The 17363-nt window shown below is 45.4% G+C and carries 14 protein-coding genes and 1 tRNA gene; 8 read left to right on the forward strand and 7 right to left on the reverse strand.

What is annotated here, in order from left to right; translation table 11 throughout:
* Positions 1-274: 274 nt before the first annotated feature.
* Positions 275-670: a DoxX family protein gene (locus tag AAHN97_RS24005; protein ID WP_343304638.1), complete on the forward strand. Its 396-nt coding sequence runs from the start codon at positions 275-277 to the stop codon at positions 668-670.
* Between the two features lie 57 nt (positions 671-727).
* Positions 728-1312 (forward strand): dihydrofolate reductase family protein, encoded by a 585-nt coding sequence (locus tag AAHN97_RS24010; RefSeq protein WP_343304639.1) that lies wholly within the window; start codon positions 728-730, stop codon positions 1310-1312.
* Here AAHN97_RS24010 and AAHN97_RS24015 read toward each other — a convergent pair.
* The 5 genes from AAHN97_RS24015 to AAHN97_RS24035 all read right to left on the reverse strand — a co-directional run bounded on the left by AAHN97_RS24015 (position 1294) and on the right by AAHN97_RS24035 (position 3540).
* Positions 1294-1743 carry a hypothetical protein gene (locus AAHN97_RS24015; RefSeq protein WP_343304640.1) on the reverse strand — a complete coding sequence of 150 codons (450 nt, stop codon included), beginning with the start codon at positions 1741-1743 and terminating at the stop codon, positions 1294-1296. The two genes, AAHN97_RS24010 and AAHN97_RS24015, sit on opposite strands and share 19 nt — an antisense overlap.
* Before the next feature lie 88 nt (positions 1744-1831).
* Positions 1832-2434, reverse strand: a complete 603-nt coding sequence (locus AAHN97_RS24020; protein ID WP_343304641.1) for a hypothetical protein — start codon at positions 2432-2434, stop codon at positions 1832-1834.
* Positions 2435-2665: a hypothetical protein gene (locus AAHN97_RS24025; protein ID WP_343304642.1), complete on the reverse strand. Its 231-nt coding sequence runs from the start codon at positions 2663-2665 to the stop codon at positions 2435-2437.
* Positions 2666-2790: 125 nt separating this feature from the next.
* On the reverse strand, positions 2791-3273 hold the full coding sequence (locus AAHN97_RS24030; RefSeq protein WP_343304643.1) for a glycine-rich domain-containing protein: 483 nt from the start codon (positions 3271-3273) through the stop codon (positions 2791-2793).
* 193 nt (positions 3274-3466) lie between these two features.
* Positions 3467-3540, reverse strand: a tRNA-Asn gene (locus AAHN97_RS24035).
* Positions 3541-3658: 118 nt separating this feature from the next.
* On the opposite strand from AAHN97_RS24035, the gene AAHN97_RS24040 reads away from it, so the two are divergent.
* From AAHN97_RS24040 to AAHN97_RS24055, 4 genes are all read left to right on the forward strand, one after another.
* The gene (locus AAHN97_RS24040; RefSeq protein WP_343304644.1) at positions 3659-5332 is read left to right on the forward strand and encodes a DUF6377 domain-containing protein; all 1674 of its coding nucleotides are present in this window, start codon (positions 3659-3661) and stop codon (positions 5330-5332) included.
* A 238-nt stretch (positions 5333-5570) separates the two neighbouring features.
* A complete protein-coding gene (locus AAHN97_RS24045) occupies positions 5571-8522 on the forward strand; it encodes a SusC/RagA family TonB-linked outer membrane protein (RefSeq protein ID WP_343304645.1) in 2952 nt (983 codons plus the stop codon).
* Positions 8523-8542: 20 nt separating this feature from the next.
* A complete protein-coding gene (locus AAHN97_RS24050; protein WP_343304646.1) occupies positions 8543-10093 on the forward strand; it encodes a RagB/SusD family nutrient uptake outer membrane protein in 1551 nt (516 codons plus the stop codon).
* A gap of 88 nt (positions 10094-10181) precedes the next feature.
* Positions 10182-12605, forward strand: coding sequence for a TIM-barrel domain-containing protein (locus AAHN97_RS24055; protein WP_343304647.1), 2424 nt, complete (start codon positions 10182-10184; stop codon positions 12603-12605).
* Between the two features lie 297 nt (positions 12606-12902).
* Here AAHN97_RS24055 and AAHN97_RS24060 read toward each other — a convergent pair whose 3' ends face one another.
* Together AAHN97_RS24060 and hflX are read right to left on the reverse strand one after the other, a co-directional pair.
* Positions 12903-13241: a Rieske (2Fe-2S) protein gene (locus AAHN97_RS24060; protein ID WP_343304648.1), complete on the reverse strand. Its 339-nt coding sequence runs from the start codon at positions 13239-13241 to the stop codon at positions 12903-12905.
* Positions 13241-14431 (reverse strand): GTPase HflX, encoded by a 1191-nt coding sequence (hflX, locus tag AAHN97_RS24065; RefSeq protein WP_343304649.1) that lies wholly within the window; start codon positions 14429-14431, stop codon positions 13241-13243. Before hflX ends, AAHN97_RS24060 begins: the two co-directional genes overlap by 1 nt.
* A 115-nt stretch (positions 14432-14546) precedes the next feature.
* On the opposite strand from hflX, the gene AAHN97_RS24070 reads away from it, so the two are divergent.
* Together AAHN97_RS24070 and AAHN97_RS24075 are read left to right on the forward strand one after the other, a co-directional pair.
* Entirely contained in the window at positions 14547-16556 is a 2010-nt protein-coding gene (locus AAHN97_RS24070) for a S9 family peptidase (protein ID WP_343304650.1), read from the forward strand.
* A gap of 3 nt (positions 16557-16559) precedes the next feature.
* Positions 16560-17342: an enoyl-CoA hydratase-related protein gene (locus AAHN97_RS24075; protein WP_074241761.1), complete on the forward strand. Its 783-nt coding sequence runs from the start codon at positions 16560-16562 to the stop codon at positions 17340-17342.
* Positions 17343-17363: the final 21 nt, after the last annotated feature.

Consider the following 17363-nt stretch of genomic DNA (forward strand, 5'->3'; position numbering starts at 1 on the left):
AGTTTCAGGTCATCATTACTGATCTTCTTTGAACCCGACCTTGCTTTCAATTTCCCAAAACTTAATCCGAAGTTTATAGCCGCTGATCTGTAAGGTGTTAGTACATGCATATATATTCCCGGAAATGCGCGTCTTCGTTTTAGCATTGGCCTCTTTTGGGATCTATTTTATAAAACCCAGAATTGTCCGCCCCACACATTAATCTGTCCACTTCGCCGGAAACTGCTCCCACAGCCACTGGTTTTAAAACACCTTTGTTTCAAAACCAGCAATCATGAACTTAAAAACAACAAAAGCAATCTATTGGACAGGCGCCGTATTAACCTCATTATGGTTTGGAGCCAGCGGATTTTTTGAATTAACGAAAAATCCGATTGTATGGGATATCACTGTACAGCTGGGTTATCCTCCGCATTTCATTTATATTCTGGGAGTGGCTAAGCTTTCAGGTATTGTTGTCCTTTTAACCCCTGACAGATTACTGAGACTAAAAGAATGGGTATTTGCAGGGATCTTTTTCGACATCGTTTTTGCCTTCTTCTCCAAATTAAGTGTGCTGGAACCTTCTGCTGCGATAGATGCCGTTGTAGCATTTGTGATGGTAACGGTCACCTACATTATGTTCAGGAGATTATACCCGGCTACTTATGGCGTGAATAGCCCTCTATAATGTCGGAAACACACCCTTAGTGGGTGGCAATATGCCAATATCTTTGTTTTAAAAACAATGAAAAAGCTAAAATTACAGATGCAGCTTTCGGTAGATGGGTTTGTTTCCTCTGCAAATGGTAAGTCGTCCGACTGGATGGTATGGGACTTTGGTGAGAACTGGGGTTGGGATAAGGATTTGCAGGAATACCATACCAGTCTGACGGCTTCTATTGATTGTGTATTGCTAAGCAGGAAAATGGCGGAGGGAGGGTTTATTGATCACTGGGCTGATATGGCGATTAACACAAACAATCCCCAGTCTGCTTTTGCAAGGAATATTACCAATGCGCGTAAGATAGTAGTTACGCAAAAGCTCGAAAGATCACGCTGGAATAACACAGAACTGGCTAAGGGGGACTTGGTTACTGAAGTCAATAACCTGAAAGCACAGGGTGGGAAAGATATTATCGTTTACGGGGGTGCCAGTTTTGTTTCTGCATTGATCAAAGAAAGGCTTATTGATGAATATCACCTGGTTATTAACCCGGTGATACTGGGAAGCGGTCTGCCTATCTTCAATGGCAGGCAAGACCTTACGCTTATTGAAGCGAGGTCATTTAGCAAAGGGATGGTGGTGCTGGTTTATGCAGCTATTCTATAAACAAGCAAGATCGTCCAGGCTGAAATAAAGATCCAGGGCATTATCCGCCATGGACGGAAGAATCGGATGAAAGTCATCTTACTATTAAGCTGCAGGGCCTTCAGCGGTGGGCCATCGTAATCAGATAAATGTTTATCCCACCACTGGCTAAGATTCTCATATGCGGCACGGGTTAACTTTATGGCTGATAGGAAGGAGAGGGCAACGGCGATCCCCATAATACTGATGATGATCATCACAAACAGCGGGCTGTCTTTCCATACAAAACCGAGACTGGCGAAAAGTAGCCCTTGCAGGGTTGTGAACCAGGAAAAGCGCATGTTGAGCAGTTCATTTTCGTGCTCATTCATTTTGCGAATAGTATCCGCATGTTTTTCTTTTGTTTCATTGCTCCAGTTATGGGGACCTTCTGGGGGCACGATGTGTAGCATAATATTGTTTTTGGGAGGTAAAGGGATTAAGTAAAGTTGGGAAATAATTGTAGTTCCTGCAAGGGGTAGGGCTAGAAATGCCGAATTGTTATCTCCAATTGCCCATTAAGTATTTTTCAATTTGGCTTTTATCGGCTAAGTCAAATAATTCTGAACTATTCCAATCAATAAGGACAAGCTCACACTCCTCAGCTAAAGTATACAAAGCGGCTTCGATAATGCCAAATTGTGGCACTGAGACGATGAGGCTAATATCGATCCAAATGTTTTTTACGAATTCACCTTGTGTGTCAAAAAAGATAGTAAACTCCGGAAATCCAAAAGCCTTTGTATTTCCTGTTTTGCAATTCAGCATTTGCTTTCCATCAAACCGAATATAATTTGCCCTTATGAATTTCAAATTTAGAAGTGTAGTTTCCAGATAGTCAGTTCTTATTTCTTTTGAAATTGTCGGAGTGGGGAGATCATCCCTTACGAAAATATCCGTGAAGCCAGAACCATCCCATGACTTTGCTGAAAAATCTTCAATATGCCCAACTTGTTTCCTGATGAATTCCCCATTTTCTAATGGTACAATTTCAATTTGGCAATAATCATCCTCCCAAAACGATGGAACATATTCGTTGGGGGCAATCCCAGGAGCAGGAAGTTGTTTGGACAAAAGGGATTTGAGAAATGAAAAAAAGCTCATCTAATCAAATTTTGATAGATAGTTTGTAATTTCTGATATTTCAATTGTCTTAACAGTATCAATCATCATTTCCAATCCCATATAACTCCATTTCTGCTGGCGAACATTTGTAATTAATTCGTCTTCCAGCGGATATCCCAGCCTTTCAGATGCTATTTTAATGCCTTCATCTTGCAAACTGAGAGAAAGAGCGTCACTGCCTTCATTATTCTCATCAACTGAAAAATCCATATTACAATGTACAATTCTTAGTTTAGTTACAAAAGTCTTTCAAATAACTACAGAATGATTTAAGAGTTTCAAGTGATAGAAACCCTTAAATCATTCTTTGTAAGCTCGACCTGTAAAAAACAAATCTATCTACATTTCATTGGCTTGCATTGTGTTCTGCATTTGGGCGCCACACATCTTTTAGGCTTTGTCGGTTTTGCTAAATAATCGGAACCGAAATTATCAGCATACAATTGCCTGGTTTCCTCAAAAGCATCCATCAAATTTTGTTCATCCTGTGGCCCATTCATTCCGAAATAAGGAAAGTGATGCAAAAAAAATCCGAAAATCACTTCACAGTCCTTTGCATATTTTTCTGTGTCAAGAATGTGCTGATGCCAGAAAATATCAACATCTCTGTTCGGAACAATATCCTTATCGGGATACTTTCGCTTCAATCCAAGAAATCTTTTATACTCGATTTCTGCCACCTCTGCTTGAGATACAGACCAACCATGTCCTTCATAAGGAGGTTCCTGTAATTTTAATTTCACCATGGTGAAATCAATCCTATTGATATCATCCATGGAAGGAGTTTCTACCCGATTAAATGAAACCGTTGTTTCCATTGTAAAAATGTTTTGGTGATTAATAGCAGGTTTATCTTATACTAAATCAAGATAATGGGGATTAAGCCTAATACCAATTTAATACTTTAGACCGTAAAAAGGTAGCTATTAGCTTTAAATGAAGCAGATGGAGATTGGGAATAAATTGATAAGAAGAAAAAAGCCTTACCAGATTATACTGATAAGGCTTTCGCTCCCCCTGTTGGACTTGAACCAACGACCCTCTGATTAACAGTCAGATGCTCTAACCAACTGAGCTAAGGAGGAATTTCCCGTTTCAAATTGGGATTGCAAAAATAGACAAATTTTTATTTCTGCAAAATCTAATTCAACTTTTTTTCTAAACACCCGCAATTCTGATATCTTTATAGCAGCCAGATTTAATATGAAGTGGATTCTGCTTAACCTTTTCCTCATACTCGCAATTGCCGGGGCAAAAGCCCATGCAGGTACCCTTAATGCTGAAAGTACTGCAAGTAGCTATGCTGCCGAAAACACCAATCTTACCGAAAACACCAATACCACCAATACTGACAGCTTACTCCGCCAACTCAACCAAACCCTCGCCCAATCCAAAACATACGATGACGCCAAACTAACCCATCTCAAACAACTTAAAAACAACCTCGCCCAGGCCAAACAACTGCCACAGCAATACGATGTTTGCCTCCAACTCTACGAAGCCTACAAAGCCTTCCACTACGATTCGGCTTTCTCCTACGCCCTCATGCTCCAGGACATCGCCAACAAAATGCAGGACAACCATCGCAGCCAATACGCTAAAATCAAACTGGGCTTCATTTTGCTCTCTTCCGGCATGTTCCGCGAAACTGCAGAGATCATGGACACCCTCAAAACGAATCACCTGCCAGATAGCATGCGCGCAGAATTCTTTGTGCTCATGCGCCGCTATTACTATGACCTCGCAGATTATGTGAACGATCAGCATTATTCCCCCATCTACTTAAAGGAAGCTGCCCGCTACACAGACTCCGCCGTTGCCCTCTACCCTGAAAACCATTTTCAACGCCTGGACTGCCTGGGATATAAATACTATAAACAAGGCAATCTGGACTCATCCCTCTACTACTTCAACCGTATCATTGCTAAAAACGACCTCTCTTTTCACGAGCAAGCCAGGGTAAATGCCAACCTGGGCTTCATATATGTGATTAGAAACGAATACGAAAAGGCCGTAGACCTCCTCGCGAGATCTGCTATGGCGGATGCCAAAGGTTCTGTAAAAGAAACTACCGCAACCTTTAACCTCGCTTCCATCCTTTTCAAAACCGGAGACATAAAAAATGCCTCTAAATACATCGAAAAAGCTGTGGAAGACGCCACTTTCTACGGCGCCAGGCAAAGAAAAGTACAGGTAAGTGCCATCCTCCCCATCATCGAAGGCGAACGGTTCAATACGGTCGAAAGCCAGAAAGACCGCCTTTTCATCTATTCCGCTGTAGCCACTTTCCTGCTGCTGGCTTCTATCGTCATGTCCTTCATCATCTACAAACAGGTGCAAAAGCTCAAAGCAGCACAGAATACCATAACCAAAGCCAACCAGATCCAGCAGGAAATAAACGACAAACTCCTGGAATCCAATAAGATAAAGGAAGAATACATCGGCTACTGCTTCCAGATCGCCTCGGCTTATATCGACAAGATCGAGAAACTCAAAAACCAGGTAGACCACAAACTGCTTGACAATAAATACTCTGAAATACGCTTCCTCGTTAACAACATTAATATTAAACAGGAAAGGGATGAATTGTTCCGCAACTTCGACCGCATCTTCCTGAAGATCTTCCCCAATTTCGTAGCCCACTTCAACTCCTTCTTTAAAGAAGAAGACCAGATCAAACTAAAAGACAACGAACTCCTGAACACGGACCTCCGCATCTATGCCCTCATCCGCATCGGCATCAGTGAAAATGAAAAAATAGCCCAGATCCTCGAATACTCAGTGAACACCATTTACGCCTATAAAACCAAGATCCGGAACAAATCCCTCCTCCCAAACGATGAATTTGAGGAAAAAATCATGGGAATTAAGATCTAAATCGTCAATATTACATTAATTTATATATTTACACAACTAACTAATTAGCAAATCGTTAAGAGCGTCAACCCATCTTGATCCCCCTTTAATTTCTATACTTTGCCCATACTAATTGGCCACCCTGATCAGACCCGTTTACTTTGAATTGATTTCAACCAAAAATTCATTCCACGTACAGAAAGCATAATTCCACCGGGTTTCCTGTACACATCCTAGTAACTCTTTTAAACACTACGTTATGACCAAAATGCGACTACTCAAAGCGCTTCTGTTCTTCCCACTCCTATTTCTTGCCACAGGAGTTTTAGCCCAGACAAAAGCCCTGACCGGAAGTATCCGGGACGCCCAAGGCGCTGCCATTCCAGGTGCCAACATCCAGATAAAAGGCACCAACTCAGGTACAGTAACTGACGGCAACGGTGTTTTCAAACTCTCTGTACCGGCCTCAGCCACAACCCTTATCATTTCCTATATCGGTTACCTGAAACAGGAAGTACCCATCGGTGCAAAAACTGAATTTGACATTACGCTGCAACTGGACAATACCACCCTCGCAGATGTGGTGGTAGTAGGTTACGGTGTAGCCAGAAAGAAAGACCTCACCGGCGCCGTGGCCTCTCTTAAAGCAAAGGACTTTAACAGAGGAATCACCAATGCCCCGGACCAACTGATCCAGGGTAAAGTTGCAGGACTAATGGTAGTGAACAACAGTGGAGCCCCCGGAGCTGCAACTACTGTTCGCATCCGTGGCGTCTCTTCTGTAAGATCCGGCAACCAACCGCTCTATGTAATTGACGGTGTTCCCCTGGATGGCCGGATTGCCCGCCCAGGCGTAAATACCTCTTTAGGTACCTCACCTGATGCTAACCCGCTGAATTTCGTGAACGCTTTCGACATTGCTTCCATGGAAGTACTGAAAGATGCATCGGCTACCGCCATTTATGGCTCCCGCGGATCCAACGGGGTGATTATGATCACTACCAAAAAAGGACAAACGGGGCCGGCTAAACTGGATTTCGGTTACTCTGTTGGTGTAAGCAGTATCATGAAAAAACTGAAAGTGCTGGACGCCGGTCAATACAAGGCGGCACTAGCGCAATACAACCTTACCGGGGGAGATGAAGGAGGAAATGCTGATGCCATGGATGCTATCCTTCGTAAAGGCGTTACACAAAACTTCAATGTGGGTGTTAGCGGTGGAAACGAAACCGGCAGATACCGCGCTTCTTTTGGTCTCATGAACCAGGAAGGTATCATCCGCAAAACAGGTATGAAAAAATATACCGGTAACATCACCGGCCAATATAAATTCTTAGAGTCTAAAAAATTAGGACTGGATTTCAACGTGATGGCTTCTCATACCACGGAACAACTGGCGCCTATTTCCAATAACGCCGGTTACCTGGGAAGCCTGGTAGGCCAGGCTTTGCAATGGAACCCCACCCGTAACATAAGAAAAGCGGACGGTTCCCTGAACATCATGGAAGGTGATAACTCTCCGATCAATCCGCTGGCCATGTCTGAAGCGTGGGAAGATAAAGCGGATATCTCCTACATCCTCGGCAGCATTTCTCCTTACTATAAGATTACAGACGATCTGGAATACCGCTTCCTCTTCTCTGTGAACCGCCAGACTGGTATCCGCCGTGCGCAGATCGCTTCCTTTATCAACATCCAGGGAATTAAAGATCTCGGGATCGCCTATTATGGCAATGCGGAACTCACCACGAAATTATTCACGCACACCCTCAGCTATAACAAAAAGATCTCCTCTGCACTCAACCTGAATGCAGTAGTAGGGTACGAATACCAGGATTTCAATTTCAAAGGAGCAGACCTCGGTGCCAGTGGTTTTTCAACGGATGCAGTACCATATACCAGCATCCTCCAGAATGCGGCACAGGCCAATACATTTATGTCTTCTTATGAAAACCCCAGCTCTGAACTGCAATCTATTTTCGGCAGGGTAACGGTAAACCTGAAAGAGAAATATCTCCTCACGGCTACTTTAAGGGCTGATGGCTCCAACAAATTCGGTAAGAACAACCGCTATGGTTATTTCCCTTCCTTCGCTGCGAAATGGAATGTTAGTGAAGAAGATTTCCTGAAAGGCAACAGCTTTGTACAGAACCTTGCTTTACGCGCAGGATGGGGCCAAACGGGTAACCAGGAATTTCCTGCCGGTGCTGCACAGGAACAATATGATCTTCGTTCAGCTGGCGCAGCCGGTTTGATGAACGTGGCCAATCCTGACCTGAAATGGGAAAGCTCCAAACAGTTGAATATTGGTGTGGACTTCTCTATACTGGATAACAGGCTCAGCGGTAACGTGGATTACTTTAACAAAAACACCTCCAACCTGCTCTTCAACTTCCCTGCCATTGCGCCTGCTCCGGCATCCAATACATGGGTGAACCTTCCGGGAGAAGTGATCAATAAGGGTGTGGAAGTTGCACTGAGAGGAGAGATTATACGTGGAAAGGACTTCTCCTGGATGCTGGGAGCAAACGCCACTTTCATTAAAAATGAATTGAAGAACTACACAGGGCCCAATGTACTCACGGGTTCTATCAGCGGACAAGGTGTGAGTGGTGCAACCGTACAACGTTTCGCCAACGGCCAGCCACTGAACGTATTCTATGTACGTAAATTCAAAGGACTGGATAAAGACGGTCTGAGCATTTTTGAAGACAATGGTAACTCTTTCTACTATTCCGGCGACCCCAACCCTAAACAAATGCTGGGGCTCACTACAGAATTCGGTTATAAGAAATGGTTCCTCTCCGTGAACATGAATGGCGCCTTCGGCCATAAAGTATACAACAATACCGCCAATACGGTATTGCCCATCACCAACCTCGGCTCCAGGAATGTGGCGCTGGAATTGTTAGCATTGAAAGAAAGCAGGTCCAACCCGATCACTACTTCCACCCGCTACCTGGAAAATGGCAACTTCATGAAACTCACCAATGCTACCCTCAGTTATTCCCTGGGGAATGTTGGGAAATCTTTCAAAAACGTTTCGCTTTATCTCACCGGTCAAAACCTTTTTGTGATCACTAAGTACAGTGGCTTTGATCCTGAAGTGAATACAGATAAGAATGTAAACGGTGTTACCTCCTTTGGTATCGAGTATTCTCCATACCCCACTGCAAGGAACGTAATCTTCGGTATCAATCTTTCCCTTTAATCACTTTAAAAACTACGATCATGCATCTATATAAAAAAATTGCTTGTTTATTACTGGTAGGATATGGCTTTGCTTCCTGTACCAAGCTGGATGAAAAATTAGGTTCCACTATCACCAAAGGCCAGGCGGACTCTGTGATACAGGTTTCCTCTCTGCTGAAAAGCGCATACGATGCCTTACAACTTCCTTACCAGGACCAATCTAATTTCTGGGCCTTACAGGAAATGCCTTCCGATGAAGCAGTTGCCCCAACACGTGGTGGCGACTGGGATGATAACGGCGCATGGCGTTCTCTGAAAACACATACCTGGACTGCCGAACATGGAACCATCGGCGCAGCCTTCAGTAACTTACTATTGTTGCAGTTCAGCGCTACCAACGTATTGAACTTTAATCCTAGTGCACGTCAGGCTGCGGAAGCCCGTTTCCTCCGTGCACTATCCATGTACTCTGTACTGGATGGATGGGGTCAGGTACCTTTCCGCGAACCAGGGGATAATCTGCTGAAAGCACCCAAAGTATTGAAGGGCGCCGAAGCATCTGATTTTATCATCGCAGAACTCACGGCTATCATCAACGACCTGCCGGAACATTCTGCTACCGTACCTGCTTTCGTAGCATCCAAAGATGCGGCAAGAACATTGCTGATGAAATGTTACCTGCAAAAGGGTGCTTTTGCAAACCCCGCCGCTCCTACATTTGCAGCTGCAGATATGCAACAGGTGATCACCATCGCCAACACCATCATCTCCAGCGGCAGGTATACGCTCGCCACTAATTACTTCGACAACTTTACGCAGAACAATAATGTACTGTCTACCGAAAACATCTTTACGCAGGAAAACGGCCCCGGCCTTAGTACTGTAAGACCCGGTAACGCCGCATTCTGCCATTGGGCACCTACTTTGCATTATTACCAAACACCCGGTGGATGGAATGGTTTTGCAACGGTGTCTGATTTCTATGACAAGTTTGAAGCTGTGGACTCCCGCCGGGGTGGCCCCTACACTGGTGTTACAAACCTCACCGGTACAAATGTTGGTTTCCTCATAGGCCAGCAGTACAACAAAGATGGTGTTGCGCTGAAAGACCGTAACGGCAATAACCTCATCTTTACGCGTGAACTGGCCTTGTCTGAATCCGGCAATGACCTTGAGGTGAAAGGCATCCGTGTAGTGAAATATCCACCGGATATGATCACTCCCGGCGGCTCCAACAGCAACAACGGAAACAATGATTATGTGTTCCTGAGATATGCAGATGTGCTGTTAATGAAAGCGGAAGCCATGATCCGCAGCAATGATGCTGCCGGCGCATTACCGATCGTGAATGATCTTCGCGTGAAACGTAAAGCTACACCACTAGGGGCTGTAGATCTGAATGTGATGCTCGATGAACGTGGCCGCGAATTCTATTGGGAAGGATGGCGCAGGCATGATCTCATCCGTTTTTCCAAGTATCTGGCCATCTGGCAGTTGAAACCGGCTGACGATCCTAAGAACCTGCTGTTCCCCATACCGGTAAACGATCTGGCTGTTAACCCCAATCTTTCACAGAATCCCGGTTATTAAGGATTTGCTTATCAAAGCAAACTTACCCATTAGGGGGCATGTTATATGCCCCCTGGTGGTTCCTTTTTGTGTCATAAAAAAGATGATCATGGTATTTAGAGTCGTTTTTTTTCTCTGTCTGATTTTTTCAACTGTTACAAATGCCCAGCCTGTAAAGAACACTGGTAAAGTCACTGCGGTGAACATACAGCCGCAGGAAATAAGGATCACCACACAGCATGGTTTCGCGGTCATTACTGCTTACAGTCCTTCTATCATTCGCGTGAGAATAGACAAACAGCCACTGGCCAAAGATTTTTCCTATGCAGTGATCAGCAGCCCCCTTGTTTTTAAACCCCGCATCACGCAGAACGCAGATGAAATAAAACTGGAAACGGATTCGCTCATTGCGATAATTAGTAAAAACCCTTTCGCCGTTACATTCACCACACCGGATGGTCACCTCATCAACACAGATGAAAAGGGCCTCGGCACTTCATGGATCGGTGAAGAAGTAACCACATACAAAACCATGCAGGAGGGAGAACGTTTTATCGGCCTTGGCGAGAAAACGGGAAACCTGGACCGTAAAGGCAGCTCCTACACCAACTGGAATACAGACGCATTTGGTTACACTGTAAGCCAGGACCCGATCTATTCTACTATTCCTTTCTATATCGGAGTACATCATGGTTTGAACTACGGCATCTTTTTCGATAATAGTTACCGCAGCAATTTCAACTTCGGCGCCAGTAACAACCGTTTCTCTTCTTTCAACGCCAATGGCGGTGAAATGAATTACTACTTCATTTTCCATCAGCGGGTGGCAGATATCATTACATCTTATACACAACTAACAGGCCGCATCACGCTGCCACCACTATGGAGCCTTGGTTATCAACAGAACCGTTACAGTTATTATCCGGAAGCTGAAGTGATGCGCATTGCCCAAACCCTCCGGGAGAAAGAGATCCCTGCAGACGGCATCACGCTGGACATTCATCATATGGATGCCTATAAACTTTTCACCTGGAATAAAACCCGCTTCCCTGATCCCGGGAGCATGAACGAAAAGCTAAACAAACTAGGTTTCAAAACCACGGTGATCGTAGACCCAGGTATCAAAGTGGAAAAAGGATACCATGCCTACGAAAGTGGATTACAGTCTGACATCTTTATCAAATACAGCGATGGCCAGAACTACACAGGCCAGGTATGGCCCGGCTGGTGTCACTTTCCGGACTTCACCAGCTCAAAAGGCAGAGCATGGTGGAAGAACCAGGTAACCCATTATGCCAAAAGCGGCGTATCCGGCTTATGGAATGACATGAATGAAATTGCCACCTGGGGCCAGAACATGCCGGACAATGTAATTTTTGATTTTGAAGGAAACCCCGTTACCCATCAACAGGCACACAATGTTTACGGATTAGAAATGATCCGTGCCAGCTATGAAGGTTATCGTGCGGCCTTACCTGATAAACGGCCTTTCATCCTTACCCGCGCAGGTTATGCAGGCCTTCAACGCTATTCCGCTATCTGGACTGGCGATAATCGTGCAGAAGAAGATCACATGTTATTAGGTGTTCGTTTAATGAACAGTCTCGGTCTTAGTGGCGTTCCTTTTTCCGGTATGGACATTGGTGGTTTTACAGGAAACGGTTCCCCCAGCCTGTATGCCCGTTGGATACAGATCGGCGCTTTCATTCCATACTTCCGCAGTCACACGGGCATCAATACAAAATCCGCAGAGCCATGGGCTTTTGGAGAAGAGGTTTTAGAGATCGCACGCAATTACATCAACCTGCGTTATAGGCTGTTGCCTTATCTCTATTCAAACTTTTACGAAGCCTCTGTTTCCGGGTTGCCCATCATGCGCACGCTGGCATTGGATAACACGCATGATGCCAACGTATACGATACCCGCTTTCAAAATGAATACTGCTTTGGCCCTTCGTTCCTCATTGCGCCATATGAAAGCAAGCAAACCTATGCTCCGGTATATTTCCCGCAGGGCAAATGGTATAATTTCTATAATGATAGCATTGAAGCCGGTGGCAAAGAAAAAATATTCACCCTATCGATGCAGCAGCTGCCGGTATTTGTGAAAGAGAGCAGTATCATTCCCATGCAGTCATTGATCCAGACAACCGTAGAAAAACCAACGGATACCTTGTTTGTACATGTTTACAAAGGAAACGTGAAAAATAAATTCATTTATTATGAAGATGATGGAGAAAGTTATGCTTATGAAAAAGGGGCCTTCTATAAACGTACCATTACTTATGACCCATCAACCAACAAGCTGTTATTCGCAGCCGCTGAAGGACAGATCGGTTCGAAGTTCAAATCCATCCAGCTGATCTTGCATGGGTTCGGCAAACAGGAAAATATGCAGTCGGATGAAATTGCCTTCCTGCAACCGATCTCCCGATTTGATCCGCAGGGAGAGGCTACGCCACCTGTTGTTTGTAAAGTGCAGAAGAGAGCTTTTGTGAATGTGAAGGAAGAAATTGTTGTTGAACTCAGGTAAAAAAGAAGGCTCGCAGAAATAATCTGCGAGCCTTATAAATATTTAAAAAATCCTATTGCACGGCCAGCTCCATTCAAAACACTGTCAGTTCAAAATAACCACCAATTCAAACGAAACACACCTTGATACATTCATCAATTCAAACACTCACCTGGTAAGCTGCCCATTCAGGCAAAGCCAACTTCATTCGAAACACCAGCCTAACAATTCAAAACACCTGCCAATTCAAACACTCACCAATCAAGCCTGCTATTCAAAACATCCACAACTCAAACACTCACCCAGCAGGCCACACACTCACCATCCCAACCAACTCTTCTCCAATCCCACATAAGCCCCATCCTCTCTCATCTCCACCGGGTACGTCTTCAGATAAAACCCCTCCCCACTACTATTATACCCATTCCGTACACTAAACTTATACCGGTGCAAAGGGCACACTACATTCCCATGCCCATCCATCCTCCCATCTGCCATAATCCCTCCGGCATGCGGACATTTATACGCAAACGCATACAACTGCCCCTGGTACCTGGAGAAACAGACCTTCTTCCCATTCACTTCCTGCACCGTAATAGCCTGTTCATCCGCTGACACTTCATCCGTTAGCCGGTACCAGTTATACTGCTTGCTCATTAAAAGAAATATTCTGATTTATAGGGGAAGCGCTGGCGATACATCTCCATCACTTTCTCCAGGATCGTTTTCCTCAGTTCTTCAACATTCCTTCTCTCTGTAGCGGCAATGAACACACAGTTTCCATTCGCCCGCTGCTGCCAGCTTTGCTTCAGCTGGAACAGGATATCATCCTTCACATCATCTGCCAGCCATTCATCGAATGTCTGTTTTTCGTAGAGGTCCATTTTGTTGAAGATCATGATAGTGGGTTTGTCCAATACCTTCAAATCTGCAAGGGTACGGTTCACCACTTCGATCTGATCTTCATATTGAGGATGGGAAATATCTACTACATGCAGCAGGATATCACTTTCACGCACTTCATCCAAAGTGGATTTGAAACTCTCCACCAGGTGATGGGGGAGCTTACGGATAAACCCTACCGTATCACTTAAGAGGAAAGGCGTTTGTTCAAACACAACTTTCCGCGTGGTGGTATCCAGGGTGGCAAACAGTTTGTTCTCTGCAAACACCTCACTTTTGCTGAGCATGTTCATGATGGTGCTCTTACCTACGTTGGTATATCCTACCAATGCCACACGGATGTACTCACCCCGTTCTTTCCTTTGGGTGAGGGATTGTTTGTCGATTTCCGCGAGCCGTTTACGGAGAAGAGAGATCTTGTCCTTCACAATACGCCTGTCCGTTTCAATTTCCGTTTCACCCGGTCCGCGCATCCCGATACCCCCTTTCTGACGTTCAAGGTGCGTCCACATACCACGGAGGCGTGGCAGGATATACTGGTATTGGGCCAGTTCAACCTGCGTTCTTGCCTGCGCCGTTCTGGCACGATGGGCAAAGATGTCCAGGATCAGGTCACTCCGGTCGATCACTTTTACCTTCAGTTCCTTTTGGATATTGGAGATCTGGGAGCCACTCAGCTCATCGTCAAATATTACAAGACTTACATCTTTATTTAATACATATTGCCGCACTTCCTCCAGCTTTCCTTTCCCGATGAAAGTAGCCCTGTCCGGATGCGGGAGTCTTTGCGTAAATCGCTTTACGGCCACAGCACCTGCTGTTTCTGCCAGAAAGGCCAGTTCATCCAGGTACTCGCTTACTTCGGTTTCTGTCTGCTCTTTGTGAATAAGACCTATCAGTACCGCACGTTCGTCATTTTGTACTACTTGTTGTTTTTCTATCAAAGTATTATAAGAATTTGTGCAAAGTTAATGAATTCATCGCCGCTTATGGCAAGGGCTGCCTTCAGCTATATTTTTCCTACATTTATGCCCTATCGTCATAACAAAATCTACACCAATGCATAAGTCTCTCCTGCTTGCAGGTATTTTATTCATTCAAAACAGCATGGCACAACAGAAAATGAGCCCTGAGCTGCTCTGGCAGCTGGGAAGAGTAAGTGGAGAAACCGTTACCGCAGACGGTACTGTTCTTTACGGTGTTTCCCGCTACGATCTTAAAGAAAATAAAAGTGAAAGGAACCTGTATGCCATTCCCGTAGCCGGTGGCACTGCAAAACAGCTTACTACCAGTCCTGGTGCAGAATCCGGCGCACAGGTCCTTCCTAACGGCCGCATCCTTTACAGCTATAAAGGGCAGTTATGGGAAATGGATAAAGATGGTGGAAACCCCGTACAGAAAACAAATGTGGAAGGTGGCATGCAGAATATCCGCATTTCTCCCAAAGGCACACACCTGCTTTTCTCCAATGAAGTGAAACTGGAAAAAGTGAGCGGGGAAGATTTTCATAAAGACCTCCCCAAATCCAACGCACAGATCTACACCAGCCTCAACTACCGCCACTGGGATACCTGGGAGGACGGAAAATACAATCATGTGTTCTACGCCACCTATGATATACACACCGGAAAAGTAGGAGAGCCACAGGATATCATGAAAGGGGAACTCTTCGATTGCCCGCAAATGCCCTTTGGTGGCGGCGAAGACTTTATCTGGGACCCCACCGGCACACAGATCATTTACGTGTGTAAAAAGAAACACGGCAAGGATTATGCGATCAGCACCAATACAGATATCTATCGTTACACCCTTTCCAGTGGCCAAACGGAGAACCTTTCAGAAGGCCTGAACGGTTATGATGTGCAACCTGTATTCAGTCCTGATGGCAACAAATTACTCTGGCTGAGCATGGCCCGCGATGGTTATGAAGCCGATAAAAATGATATCATCCGTTATGATATCGCCACCAAAACCCGCATCAACTTAACCAGGGACTGGGATGGCACTGTTTCCTCCGCCCGCTTCAGCAACGATGGCAAAAAGATTCAGTTCCTGGCCGTGGTAAAGGGTACAGAGCAGTTGTTTGAAACCAGCGAACAGAAAGCAGAGATCCGCCAGATCACCAAAGGCCAGTTTGATATCAATGGTTTTGTTGGCCAGCATGGCAACACATTGATCGTAACACGGGCAGACATGAACCATGCTGCTGAACTCTATACAGTAGACCTGAAAAACGGCGCCCTGAAACAACTCAGCACCATAAACGACAATGTCTACAACTCGCTCCAGTTAAGCAAAGTACAGGAACGCTGGACGAAAACAAGTGATGGAAAAGACCTCCTTTCCTGGATCATTTATCCCCCCGATTTTGATCCCAATAAAAGATATCCCACCCTGTTATACTGCCAGGGAGGCCCGCAATCTGCCGTATCCCAATTCTACTCCTATCGCTGGAACTTCCAGCTGATGGCTGCGCAGGGATACATTGTGGTAGCGCCTAACCGCAGAGGCATGCCAGGGCATGGCGTGAAGTGGAATGAAGATATCAGCAAAGACTGGGGCGGACAAGCCATCCGCGACTACCTCGCAGCTATTGACGACATGAGCAAAGAACCTTATGTTGACAAAAGCCGCCTTGGAGCCGTGGGCGCCAGTTACGGCGGATATTCCGTTTACATGCTGGCCGGTGTACATAAGGACCGTTTTAAAACATTCATTGCACATGATGGCCTTTTTGATCTCCGTAGCTGGTATGGTACCACAGAAGAACTCTGGTTTGCCAACTGGGATATCGGTGCTTACTGGGATAAGAACAATGCCATAAGTTATGCGGAATTCAACCCAAGTAATCTTGTGAATAACTGGAACAGGCCTATCATGATCGTGCAGGGAGGTATAGATTTCCGGGTTGGAATTGAACAGGGCTTACAGGCTTTCCAGGTAGCACAGCTGAAAGGACTCAAAAGCAAGCTCCTGTATTTCCCCGAAGAAAACCACTGGGTGCTGAGTGCGCAAAATGCGATTGTATGGCAACGGGAATTCTTTAACTGGTTAACAGAAACACTCTAAACCATGACCTCACTCACACTTGATATACAAAACGGTATTGCCACCATCACCCTCAACCGGCCTGATGTGTATAATGCCTTCAATGATCCGCTGAGTTATGAATTGCAGGATGCCCTGAAAAAGGCAGAGAAAGATCCCGCAGTAAGGGCTGTTGTACTAACCGGTGCCGGCAAAGCTTTTTCCAGCGGGCAGGACCTGAAAGCCGCCATGGACAGTTCCGGCAAGCCCCGCAACCTGGGAGATTCCCTGCACAAGCGCTATAATCCTATTATCCGTGCTATCCGCAATATGCCCAAACCTGTAATTTGCAGGCTGAATGGGGTGGCTGCGGGGGCAGGATGTTCACTGGCATTGGCTTGTGACGTGATCATTGCTTCAGAAAACGCCTCCCTGATAGAGATCTTCATCAACATTGCACTCGTACTGGATTCCGGCTCTTCTTACTTCCTGCCCCGTACTGTTGGTTATCACCGTGCATTCGAACTGGCCACCAAAGCCACCAAACTCAGTGCCGCAGAAGCTTTACAGTTAGGCCTGATCAATAAAGTTGTGAAACCGGAAGAACTGGATGCTGCCGTACAGGCAGAAGCGGAATTTTACGCCAACGCCCCTACGAAAGCCATCGCCCTCCTCAAAAAAATGCTCACAAAGGGCATGACGGACGACCTGGATGCTGTATTGGATTATGAGGCTTATTGCCAGGAAATAGCCGGAAATACGGCCGATAATGTGGAAGGGGTGCAGGCTTTTCTCGAGAAAAGGAAGCCTGTTTTTAAGGGGGAATGATGATATTTTAACGGGCGGTTC

The organism is Chitinophaga niabensis (assembly GCF_039545795.1).
GTDB classification, from domain to species: Bacteria; Bacteroidota; Bacteroidia; order Chitinophagales; family Chitinophagaceae; genus Chitinophaga; species Chitinophaga niabensis_B.